8 protein-coding genes are annotated in these 11,938 nt (G+C 70.5%); all 8 read right to left on the bottom strand.

What is annotated here, in order from left to right; genetic code table 11:
• Positions 1-66 precede the first annotated feature (66 nt).
• Positions 67-843: a triose-phosphate isomerase gene (gene tpiA, locus ACWGIU_RS15405; protein ID WP_453706016.1), complete on the bottom strand. Its 777-nt coding sequence runs from the start codon at positions 841-843 to the stop codon at positions 67-69.
• A gap of 5 nt (positions 844-848) precedes the next feature.
• On the bottom strand, positions 849-2,063 hold the full coding sequence (locus ACWGIU_RS15410; protein WP_453706018.1) for a phosphoglycerate kinase: 1,215 nt from the start codon (positions 2,061-2,063) through the stop codon (positions 849-851).
• A gap of 131 nt (positions 2,064-2,194) precedes the next feature.
• Positions 2,195-3,202 carry a type I glyceraldehyde-3-phosphate dehydrogenase gene (gap, locus tag ACWGIU_RS15415; protein ID WP_453706020.1) on the bottom strand — a complete coding sequence of 336 codons (1,008 nt, stop codon included), beginning with the start codon at positions 3,200-3,202 and terminating at the stop codon, positions 2,195-2,197.
• A gap of 232 nt (positions 3,203-3,434) precedes the next feature.
• The gene (locus tag ACWGIU_RS15420; protein ID WP_453706022.1) at positions 3,435-6,395 is read right to left on the bottom strand and encodes a M14 family zinc carboxypeptidase; all 2,961 of its coding nucleotides are present in this window, start codon (positions 6,393-6,395) and stop codon (positions 3,435-3,437) included.
• 138 nt (positions 6,396-6,533) lie between these two features.
• On the bottom strand, positions 6,534-7,529 hold the full coding sequence (gene whiA, locus ACWGIU_RS15425) for a DNA-binding protein WhiA (protein WP_030009075.1): 996 nt from the start codon (positions 7,527-7,529) through the stop codon (positions 6,534-6,536).
• Positions 7,520-8,584, bottom strand: coding sequence for a gluconeogenesis factor YvcK family protein (locus ACWGIU_RS15430; protein ID WP_453706024.1), 1,065 nt, complete (start codon positions 8,582-8,584; stop codon positions 7,520-7,522). Before ACWGIU_RS15430 ends, whiA begins: the two co-directional genes overlap by 10 nt.
• Positions 8,581-9,528 (bottom strand): RNase adapter RapZ, encoded by a 948-nt coding sequence (gene rapZ / locus ACWGIU_RS15435; RefSeq protein ID WP_030009073.1) that lies wholly within the window; start codon positions 9,526-9,528, stop codon positions 8,581-8,583. Before rapZ ends, ACWGIU_RS15430 begins: the two co-directional genes overlap by 4 nt.
• Positions 9,525-11,543, bottom strand: coding sequence for an excinuclease ABC subunit UvrC (gene uvrC / locus ACWGIU_RS15440; protein WP_453706026.1), 2,019 nt, complete (start codon positions 11,541-11,543; stop codon positions 9,525-9,527). The genes rapZ and uvrC overlap by 4 nt, the downstream gene beginning before the upstream one ends.
• Between the last annotated feature and the right edge of the window lie 395 nt (positions 11,544-11,938).

Genomic DNA, 11,938 nt, shown 5'->3' on the forward strand with positions numbered 1-11,938 from the left:
GGCCAGGGGCTGATGCATCAGCCTCTGGCCCCCGCAAGGGTACGACGGATCCGCCCTACCGCATACTCACTGGTCGCGGAAGCGGACGATCCTGACGAACTCCTCCGCGTCCAGCGCGGCGCCGCCGATCAGGGCGCCGTCGACGTCGGGCTGGGCCATGATCGCCGCGATGTTCCCGGACTTCACGGAGCCGCCGTACTGGATGCGGACCTTGTCGGCCAGCTCCTGCGAGTACAGCTCGGCGAGACGGCCGCGGATCGCCCCGCAGACCTCCTGGGCGTCGTCGGGGGTGGCGACCTCGCCGGTACCGATGGCCCAGACGGGCTCGTAGGCGATCACGATGGACTCGACCTGGTCGGCGGAAACGCCTTCCAGACCGCCGTCGAGCTGGCTCAGCGTGTAGGAGACCTGCCGGCCGGCCTTACGGATGTCCAGGCCCTCCCCGACACACAGGATCGGGGTGATCCCGTGCCGGAAGGCGGCCTTGACCTTGGCGTTGCAGATCTCGTCGCTCTCGTCGTGGTACTGGCGGCGCTCGCTGTGGCCGACGGCCACGTAGGTGCACTTCAGCTTCGACAGCATCGGACCGGAGATCTCACCGGTGTAGGCACCGGAGTCGTGCGCGGAGATGTCCTGCGCGCCGTACTTGATCTTCAGCTTGTCGCCGTCGACCAGGGTCTGGACCGAGCGCAGGTCGACGAAGGGCGGCAGGACCGCCACCTCGACGGCGTCGTAGTCCTTGTCGGCGAGGGCGAAGGCGAGCTTCTGGACGTGGGCGATGGCCTCGAGGTGGTTGAGGTTCATCTTCCAGTTGCCCGCCATGAGCGGGGTGCGCGTGGTCATACGGTTCAGCCCTCCAGGGCGGCGAGGCCGGGGAGCGTCTTGCCCTCGAGGTATTCGAGGGAGGCGCCGCCACCGGTCGAGATGTGGCCGAATGCATTCTCGTCGAAGCCCAGGATGCGGACCGCGGCGGCGCTGTCGCCACCGCCGACGACGGTGAAGGCACTGCTGTCGAGCAGCGCCCGGGCGACGGCCGCGGTGCCCCCGGCGTAGTCGGGGTGCTCGAAGACGCCCACCGGGCCGTTCCAGAAGACGGTCCTGGCGTCGGCGATCTTGGACGCGTACAGCTCGCGCGTCCTCGGGCCGATGTCCAGGCCCTCCTTGTCGGCGGGGATCTTGTCCGCGTCGACGATGTCGAAGGTGGCCGGGGTCTTGCCCTTGAGGTCCGGGAACTCCGAGGAGACCAGCACGTCGACCGGGAGGACCAGCTCGACGCCGGTGTCCTCGGCGCGCTTCATGTACTCCTTGACGACCTCCACCTGGTCCTTCTGGAGCAGGGAGATGCCGACCTCGTAGCCCTTGGCGTAGAGGAAGGTGTAGGCCATGCCGCCGCCGATGAGGATGCGGTCGGCCTTGCCGAGCAGCTCGTCGATGACGGCGAGCTTGTCAGAGACCTTGGCACCGCCCAGGACCACCACGTAAGGGCGCTCGACCTCGGCGGTCAGCTTCTTGAGGACGCCGACCTCGGTGGCGATGAGGTGGCCGGCCGCGTGCGGGAGCCGCGCCGGGAGGTCGAAGACCGAGGCGTGGCCGCGGTGCACGGCCCCGAAGCCGTCACCCACGTAGATGTCGGCGAGCTCCGCGAGCTGGTCCGCGAAGGCGCCGCGCTCGGTGTCGTCCTTGGACGTCTCGCCGGCGTTGAAGCGCAGGTTCTCGATGACGGCGACCTGGCCGTCGGTGAGAGCCGCGACGGTCGCCTTGGCGGAGGCGCCGACGGTGTCGGTGGCGAAGGCCACGTCCGTACCGAGCAGTTCGCCGAGGCGCGTGGCGGCCGGGGCGAGCGAGAACGCCGGCTCGACGCCGGTGCCCTTGGGGCGGCCCAGGTGCGAGGCCACGATGACGCGGGCGCCGGCTTCGGCGAGCTTCGCGATCGTGGGCTGGACGGCGCGGATGCGGCCGTCGTCGGTGATGGTGCCCTCGGCCAGCGGGACGTTCAGGTCCGCGCGGACGAAGACCCGCTTGCCCTTGACGCCTTCGGCGAGCAGTTCATCGATCGTCTTCATGTATTTCTACTCCTTTGAGCCTTCACTCGAAGGGCGAGGAAGGATAACGAGGCAAGCAACAGGGCCCGTGCGGCGCATCGTCGCGCTGCTCGGACCCTGTGCTTCACATCGTGGTGCCTTGCCCTACGTTTTTAGAGCTGACCGCCGACGAAGACGGTGAGGTCGACGAGACGGTTGGAGTAGCCCCACTCGTTGTCGTACCAGCCGACGACCTTGACCTGCGTACCGTCCTGAACCATGGTCAGGGAGGAGTCGAAGGTGCAGGACGCGGGCCAGTTCACGATGTCGGAAGAGACGATCGCGTCCTCGGTGTAGTCGAGGATGCCCTTGAGCTGCCCCTCCGAAGCCTTCTGGAAGGCCGCATTGATCTCTTCCACCGTGGTCTCGCGGGAGAGCTCCAGCACCAGGTCGGTCACCGAGCCGGTCGGGACCGGGACGCGCATGGCGATGCCGTCGAGCTTGCCCTTGAGCTGCGGGAGGACCAGCGCGGTGGCCTTGGCGGCACCGGTGGAGGTCGGGATGATGTTCTCGGCCGCGGCGCGGGCGCGACGCAGGTCCGAGTGCGGGAAGTCCAGGATGCGCTGGTCGTTCGTGTACGCGTGGACCGTCGTCATCATGCCCTTGACGATGCCGAAGTTCTCGTCGAGGACCTTGGCCATCGGCGCCACACAGTTGGTGGTGCAGGAGGCGTTGGAGATGACGTGGTGGTTGGCCGCCTCGTACTTGTCCTGGTTGACGCCCATCACGATGGTGATGTCCTCGTCCTTGGCCGGAGCCGAGATGAGGACCTTCTTCGCGCCGGCCGCGATGTGCTTCGCGGCGTCGGCCTTCTTCGTGAAGATGCCGGTCGACTCGATGACGATGTCGGCACCCAGCTCGCCCCAGGGCAGGTTCGCGGGGTCGCGCTCGGCAAAGGTCTTGAAGGTGTTGCCGCCGACCGTGATGGTGTCGTCGGTGTGGGAGACGTCGGCCTTGAGGCGGCCCAGGATGGTGTCGTACTTGAGAAGGTGCACCAGGGTGGCGTTGTCAGTCAGGTCGTTGACACCGACGATCTCGATGTCCGCTCCCTGCTCCAGGAGCGCCCGAAAGTAGTTGCGGCCAATTCGGCCAAAGCCATTGATGCCTACGCGGATCGTCACGAACCGATCTCCTCGTTGGTGCGCCGGTAAGAGCGCCGGCGAGTTGAAATGGGATGTCCCCGACCGCTTACGACCCTACCTCTCCGTGAGCTTTTGGGTGACATCGGTCGGGGCCTGACACTCCCCCTACTTCCCGGGGGTACTCCTGCGACGGTCCCGTTCCGGACACTGCGGAACGGGACCCCCGGACTCCGGCCCCGTCACTCAGGGTGAGTGACGATCGGGGCTCCGGTCAGCGGTGCAGTGTGCGCAGGGCCTTACTGATCAGTAGGGCCCGGTCCGCCGCGGTGGGCATGTGCTCCAGGCCGAAGCCCAGCAACACCGTGTCACGTGTGGTCACCGCTGCGTAGGACTTGAACAGTTCACCGGTCCGGGCCCAGTCGCCGGGCACATCAGGACTTCCGGCCGGGGAGGCCTGTGCCGTCCAGGCCCCGAGGGACGTCTCGAATCCCTCTACGGGCCGGTCCGCGCCGTTGACGGCAAGGCGCGCCTCGTCCGCGAAGACACCGCGGCCGCCCGAGCCGGGGTCGGTGATGTAGGAGAGCGAGAGCTCAACGGTCCTGCCGGCGTAGGCGCTCAGGTCGAAGGAGACCTGCTTCCAGCCGCCGGAGGAACCGGTGAAGCTGTTCCACGTGCCGCTGGTGCCCTGCGGGGTGCAGCCGGCGGCGTCGAGGGTGAGGTAGCGGCGCAGGAACGGGTGGCCGTTGAGGAAGAACCCGGCCGCGCACTCCTCCGGAACGGTCGAGGCGCTCAGGCCGCCCGCGTCCGGCAGGGTGGTCCAGTCGTCGCCGCCGGCGGTCCGGGCCTCCAGCGCGGCGTGGTCGTAGCCCTCCTCGACGTTCCAGTTGAGCGCCAGCTTCAGCTGCGGCCGGTCGGCCGCGGTGACCCCGGTGAGGTCGATCGTACGGACGAGGCGCTTCCAGTCGTCGTCGGCGTGCAGGGCCGAGGCCATGCCGGTGCCGGCGTAGGGGGCGTACGGGTTCACGACGCCGGTGAAGGCTCCCGCCTGGGCGCTCTTGAACTGCGGGAACTGCGCGGGCGCCAGGGTCTCGGAGGTCACGGTGTACCCGCCTGGGGCGTTCAGCGGGTTGCCCGCGGCGTCCCCGACGTCGCCCCGCGCGCCGTTCAGGGCGCCGGCGCCGGCGAAGCCGGTGGCTCCGGCGGTGCTCGTACGGCTGTACGCGCCGAGCCAGTACTGGCTGAAGTCGTTGGTCACGGCGCGGCCGACCTGGGCGTTGCCGCCCGCCAGCTCACCGGCCTCGATCAGCTTGCCGCCCTCGTTCAGGAAGTCGCGCACCGCCAACTGGGTTTCGCCACCCGGGGACTTGGCCCCCGTGTAGTGGACAGCCGTACCGAAGTGGGAGAGGACCCCGAGGTGGTGCGGGGCGCCTTGGACGGCGACGTCCCAGACCGCCGCGGACCTGCCGCCCGCGCGCAGGGCGTCGACGTAGGTCTGGGCGTGCTGGGCCTTGGCCCCCTCTTCCGCGATCACCAGGACGTCCGCGCGCGGCCGCTCGGCCACCGTGTACGTGAAGTGCTCGCTGGAGACCTGCTTGCCGGAGCGGTCACGGCCGGTGAACCAGACCTCGACCTTGTCGCCGGGCTTCGCGCCGTCGATCTCGGCGCGGTACTCGTCGAACCAGTTGTGATCGTCGCCGCCGTAGACCTCGCCGCCCTTCCAGGCCTTGAGTTCCTCGTCGTGCGTGCGGCCGCCGTTGATCCGGAAGTTGAGTTCCTTGTCCTTCAGCGCCTTGCGGGCCGTGACGGAGACCGTCTGGTCCTCGCCACGGGCGACGTAGGAGGTGGCGAAGGCGTCCACGGTGAAGTCCGCGGCGCTCAGACCCACCGAGGACTTCGGACGGTCCGGGGTCGCGGCGCTCTCGCCGACGGAGAGCGCGAAGGGGATGTTCTTGGCGAACTCCGCCTGGATGAGCTTCTCGTCGTCCGGGAAGTTGAAGCCGGAGGCGCAGTCCTCGGGCTTCCACCGGTCGTTCGGGTCGCTCGCCGAGGCGGTCTGGCAGGTGGTCATCTCCGGGGTGAACATCATGATGCCGTTGACGTTGGAGGCGTGTCCGTCGGCCTCGCCGTTGGTGGTGTAGAGCTCGGAGGAGACCTGCGGGTAGTAGCCCGGGACGGCCGGGTTCTCCGGGGTGCCGGCGAGCGCCTTGTAGGCGACGTCGTCGGGGGTGGGGGTGGCGACCTGCCAGCCCACGCCGTAGAGGATCAGCTCGGCCGCGGAGTGGTAGTTGATGGCGTACTCGAAGCCGATGCGCTTCTCGAAGCGGTCGAGGGCGGTGGTCTCGGGCTCGGAGGAGGCGCTCGGGCCGCGGTAGGTCTCGTTCGCCTGGTTCGGCGAGGAGCCCTCGTCGTCGTAACCCCACTTGAAGGCGAAGTTCCGGTTGAGGTCGACCCCGTCTCCGGGGCCGGTCTTCCCGTCACCGTTGTTGTCGCGCAGGTTCTTGCGCCACAGCCGCCGGCCATCGGCCGCGTGCGTGTAGTCGTACCCGTCCGGGTTGGCGGAGAGCAGGAACCACAGTTCGCTGGAGTCCACCAGCTGGGTGATCCGCTGGTCCTTGCCGTAGTTGTCGAGGGTGTGGTGCATCAGCCGCCGGGTCATCTCGGGGGTGATCCACTCGCGGGCGTGCTGGTTGGACATGTAGAGGACCGACGGTTTGTCGCCGTCCCTGGTCTTCTTGGCGTTCTTGCTGACCTTCAGGGCGAGGATGTCCTTGCCCTGGACGGTCTTGCCGATGGAGACGACTTTGGTGAGCCCCGGGTTCTCCTGAGCGGTCCGCAGGATCTCCTCCTGGAGGCCGCCCTTGCCGCTGTACGGGCGGAACACCCCGTCCCCGGCGGCCTTGGCGCGGGCGAGGCCCTGGGGGGGAACCTTGCGCTCGGCCAGCTTGACACCCTGGGCGGCCAGTTCCCCGGCCTGCGCGCCGCTGAGGAAGAGCTCGACCCTGGCCGTCCCCGTCTCCGGGGCCCGCTCGGTGAGCTCGTGCGCGTCCTGCCCCGCGGCGAGGACGAGCGGGACCTGTTCCCGGGTGATGTCGGCGTCGTAGACCCGTACCTCGTCGGCGCCGGATGCGGCGCCGGGTGCCGGCTGGGCCTGCGCCGCGGCGGGTAGCACGGCGAGTGTGGTTCCGAAGACGAGTGCGCTTGCGGCGAGGATCGATCTCGCGCGGTGACTCATGTGCCCCCCTGGGCGTCGTCTGCCACGAAAGCGTTCGGACGCCAGACTCAAGACCGGCCCATGCTCATGTCAATGGGGCGTGCGGCAAAGGGGCCCGCACGAGTGATCGCGCGAGCCCCTTCAGCCGTACCGGATGACCTAACCGGCCATGTTGTCGGCCATCTCCTCGCTGAGGTCGAGGTTCGACTCGGTGCCCGGGATGCCGAGGTCCTGGGCCCGCTTGTCGGCCATCGCCAGCAGCCGGCGGATCCGGCCGGCGACCGCATCCTTGGTCAGCGGCGGGTCGGCCAGCGCGCCCAGCTCCTCCAGGGAGGCCTGCTTGTGCTCCATGCGCAGCCGGCCGGCCGCGGCCAGGTGCTCGGGGACCTCCTCGCCGAGGATCTCCAGCGCGCGCTGGACGCGGGCTCCGGCGGCCACCGCGGCCCGCGCCGAGCGGCGCAGGTTCGCGTCGTCGAAATTGGCCAGGCGGTTGGCGGTGGCGCGCACCTCGCGCCGCATCCGCCGCTCCTCCCAGGCCAGCACCGACTCGTGCGCGCCGAGCCTTGTCAGCAGCGCTCCGATCGCGTCGCCGTCACGGACCACGACCCGGTCCACTCCGCGCACCTCGCGCGCCTTGGCGGCGATGGACAGCCTGCGGGCGGCGCCCACCAGGGCCAGGGCGGCCTCCGGGCCGGGGCAGGTGACCTCCAGGGAGGAGGACCGGCCCGGCTCGGTGAGCGAGCCGTGGGCCAGGAAGGCGCCGCGCCAGGCCGCCTCCGCGTCACAGGTGGCCCCGGAGACCACCTGCGGGGGCAGGCCCCGGATGGGACGGCCGCGGCCGTCCACGAGGCCCGTCTGGCGTGCCAGCTGGTCACCGCCGGCCACGACGCGGACCACGTAACGGCTGCCGCGACGAAGTCCGCCGGGGGCCATCACCACCAGGTCCGAGGAATGCCCGAAGATCTCCAGGATGTCCTTGCGCAGGCGTCTGGCGGCGATCCCGGTGTCCAGCTCCGCCTCGATGACGATGCGGCCGCTCACCAGGTGCAGCCCGCCCGCGAACCGAAGGATCGCCGAGACTTCCGCCTTCCTGCAGCAGGTCCGGGTGACAGGCAGGCGGGAGATCTCATCCTTCACCGCAGGCGTCATCGCCATGGGCCGATCCTTCCATGCATCCGAAAAATACGGTCGTACGCGGCGGCCAGCAGCTCCGGATCGTGCTTCGGAGAGCCGTCCTGCCTGGCCACGGGCGCCAGCTCGACCGCGGCACCGAACCGTTTCGCGGCATCGGCGAGGGACTCGCGGTCGGGCACGGCGGCCTCGTCGGCCAGCACCACGTCCAGGGCGAGTTTAGGGGCGTGTCGGGCCAAAACCTCCAAATGACGCTGCGGAGAGAAGCCCTCTGTTTCGCCGGGTTGCGGCGCGAGGTTCAGCGAGAGCACCCGGCGGGCCTTCGTCTCCATGAGCGCGTCCAGCAGTTCCGGCACCAGCAGGTGCGGAATGACCGACGAGAACCAGGACCCCGGACCGAGCACCACCCAGTCGGCGTCCAGCACGGCCCGGGCGGCCTCCGGCACGGCCGGCGGGTCGCTCGGCACCACCTGTACGGAGAGCACCTCGCCCGGGGTCAGCGCCACGGTGGCCTGCCCGCGGACGGTGTCCACGTCCTCGGGGCGGGCCGGGTCGTGCCCTCTGACCAGAGCCTGGAGCTCCAGCGGTACCGCCGACATCGGCAGCACCCGGCCCTGCGCGCCGAGCAGCCTGCCGACCAGGTCGAGGGCCTGGACGGGGTCGCCGAGCTGTTCCCACAGGGCGACGATCAGCAGGTTGCCGACCGCGTGCCCGTGCAGATCGCCCTCGGACTGGAAGCGGTGCTGGATGACCCGGGCCCACGTCTGGCCCCAGTCGTCGTCACCGCACAGCGCGGCCAGCGCCTTGCGCAGGTCGCCGGGCGGGAGCACGCCGAGCTCCTCCCGGAGCCGTCCGCTGGAACCGCCGTCGTCGGCGACGGTGACCACGGCCGTGAGGTCACCGGTGATCCGGCGCAGGGCGGCGAGGGAGGCCGACAGGCCCTGGCCGCCGCCGAGCGCCACCACCTTGGGCGTGGCGCCGCGTCGGCGGCCGGAGCGGCCGGAGCGGCCCACGCCGTCCTCGCCCCGTCCCGGGGTGAGGCGGCGCAGGCGGCTCAGCCGCGGGGTCCGTGGGGTCACTCGCGCCCCATGTCCCGGTGGACTACGACGGTCTCGACTCCCTCGGAGGCGAGGCGGGCGGCGAGCTTCTCGGACATGGCCACGCTGCGGTGCTTGCCGCCCGTGCAGCCGACCGCGATGGTCACGTACCGCTTGCCCTCGCGGCGGTAGCCGGTGGCGATGAGCTGGAGCAGCTCGGTGTAGCGGTCGAGGAACTCCTTGGCGCCGGGCTGGCTGAAGACGTACCCCGACACCTCCTCGTTGAGCCCGGTGAAGGGGCGCAGCTCCGGGACCCAGTGCGGGTTGGGGATGAAGCGGCAGTCGACGACGAGGTCGGCGTCGACGGGGAGGCCGTACTTGTAGCCGAAGGACATGACGGTGGCCCGCAGCTCGGGCTCCTCGTCCCCGGCGAACTGGGCGTCCATCTTCGCGCGCAGTTCGTGCACGTTCAGGCTGGAGGTGTCGATCACCAGGTCGGCGTCACCGCGCAGCTCCCGCAGCAGGTCGCGCTCGGCGGCGATGCCGTCGGTGATGCGCCCGTCGCCTTGGAGCGGGTGGGGGCGGCGGACCGACTCGAAGCGGCGGACCAGCGCGTCGTCGGAGGACTCCAGGAAGACGATGCGGCGGGTGACGCCCTTGCTGTCGAGGTCGGCGAGGGACTCGCGCAGGGCGTCGAAGAACTGGCGTCCGCGGACGTCGACGACGACGGCGATGCGCGCCACGTTGCCCTGGGAGCGCGCGCCGAGCTCGACCATCGTCGGGATCAGGGCCGGCGGGAGGTTGTCGACGACGAACCAGCCGAGGTCCTCCAGACACTTCGCCGCCGTACTGCGGCCGGCCCCGGACATTCCGGAGATGATCACCAGCTCGGGGATGGCCGCCTCGGCGGTCTCGCCGGGCTCCACTGTCGTGCCCGTACTCACCTGTGCTCCGTCTCGGTCGTGCGCGGTCTCGTGCTCGGTCATTGCTCGGTCCCCCGTTCGGACGATGCTCCCGCTGGCGCGGGGGTCTCATCCTCAATGATCTCCCCTGTGGCCGTGTTGACGGCAGGACCAGCGGGAACCGCCTGGGCGAGGGCCGCGGCCACGGTCTCGGCCGTCTTACGGCCTATGCCCGGGACCTCGCAGATCTGGTCGATTGTCGCCTGTCTCAGCTTCTTCACCGAACCGAAGTGTTTGACCAGGGCCTGCTTGCGGCTCTCGCCGAGGCCGGGCACCTCGTCCAGCGGGCCGGACCTCAGGCGCTTGCCGCGCTTGTTCCGCTGGTACCGGATGGCGAACCGGTGTGCTTCGTCACGGACCCGCTGGAGCAGGTAGAGGCCCTCGCTGGTGCGCGGCAGCACGACGGGGTCGTCCTCACCGGGCAGCCAGACCTCCTCCAGCCTCTTGGCCAGACCGCACACGGCGACGTCGTCGATCCCGAGCTCCTCCAGGGCCCGCTTGGCGGCGGCGACCTGCGGCCGCCCGCCGTCGACCACGACGAGCTGCGGCGGGTACGCGAACCGTTTGGGCCGCCCGTCGTCCTCAGGGGCCGACCCGGCGGCGTCCTCGCCCTCTTCGGGGTCCCACTCGCCCGTCTTCAGCTTCTCCTGGAGGTAGCGGCGGAAGCGCCGGGAGACCACCTCGTGCATGGAGCGGACGTCGTCCTGCCCCTCGAACGACTTGATCTGGAAGCGCCGGTACTCGCTCTTGCGGGCCAGCCCGTCCTCGAAGACGACCATCGACGCGACGACGTCGTCACCCTGCAGGTGGGAGATGTCGAAGCACTCGATGCGCAGCGGGGCGCTGTCGAGGTCCAGTGCCTCGGCGATCTCCTCAAGGGCCCGGGAGCGCGTGGTGAGGTCGCTGGCGCGCTTGGTCTTGTGCAGGGCGAGGGACTGGAGCGCGTTGCGGTGCACGGTCTCCATCAGGGCCTTCTTGTCGCCTCGCTGCGGTATCCGCAGGCTGACCTGGGACCCCCGGCGCTCGGCGAGCCACTGGTTCAGCGCCGGCGTGTCCTCGGGGAGGGCCGGGACCAGCACCTCCTTGGGCACGGCCTCGCCCTTCTCCTCGCCGTACAGCTGCTGGAGGGCGTGCTCGACGAGCCCGGCCGTGTCGACGGCCTCGACCTTGTCGGTGACCCAGCCGCGCTGGCCGCGGACGCGGCCGCCGCGGACGTGGAAGATCTGCACCGCGGCTTCGAGCTCGTCCTCGGCCACGGCGATCAGGTCGGCGTCGGTGGCGTCGGCGAGCACGACGGCGTTCTTCTCCATCGCCCGGCGCAGCGCCCCGATGTCGTCGCGCAGCCGGGCGGCCTTCTCGTACTCCATCTCCTCGGCCGCCACGTGCATCTCCTTCTCCAGCCGGGAGAGGTAGGTGCCGGTGCGGCCGGCCATGAAGTCGCAGAAGTCCTCGGCCAGTTCGCGGTGCTCCTCGGGGGTGACCTTGCCGACGCAGGGAGCGGAACACTTGCCGATGTAGCCGAGCAGGCAGGGGCGGCCGATCTGCGCGGAGCGCTTGAACACACCCGCGGAGCAGGTGCGTACCGGGAAGACCCGGAGCATCAGGTCGACGGTCTCGCGGATCGCCCAGGCGTGCCCGTACGGGCCGAAGTACCGCACGCCCTTCTTCTTGGGCCCTCGCATGACCTGCACCCTCGGGTACTCCTCATTGAGGGTGACGGCGAGCGAGGGGTAGCTCTTGTCGTCCCGGTACTTGACGTTGAACCGGGGGTCGAACTCCTTGATCCACGAGTACTCCAGCTGGAGCGCCTCGACCTCGGTGGACACCACGGTCCACTCGACCGAGGCGGCCGTGGTCACCATGGTGGCGGTACGGGGGTGCAGGCCGGCGATGTCCTGGAAGTAGCTGGCCAGGCGCTGGCGCAGGCTCTTGGCCTTCCCGACGTAGATCACCCGGCGGTGCTCGTCGCGGAACTTGTAGACCCCCGGGGAGTCAGGGATCTGGCCCGGCTCGGGGCGGTAGCTGGAAGGGTCGGCCATGGCAACCACCCTACTTGCGCGCGCCGACACCGGGCCGTAGGCCTCCGGCCCGGTGTGCGGATCCGGGCGGTCCGCCGCGTCTGCGGCCTCCGCCCCGGTGTGCCGAGCGGACGGGCCGCCGCGCGAAGCCCTCCGGGCTCCGCCCGGACCCCGTGCGGGGACGCCGGACCGGCTGGAAGATCCGGTCTCGCCGGCGTGTGAGGGCGCGCGGGTCGGGGCGGAGCCAGGGAAACGGCGGCAGGGCGGGGCGGGAACGTGCCCGCGGGGCGGGAAGGCGTGCCCGCGCGGGGCCCGGCCGTAGGTCGTGGAGGCCAGGGCGCCCCCCCCCCCCGACCCGCCGGACCCCCCCACCCCCCCGGGGCCGGCCGAGGGGGGGGCGGCGCGTCGGGGAGACC

Source organism: Streptomyces sp. NPDC054840 (genome assembly GCF_053611065.1).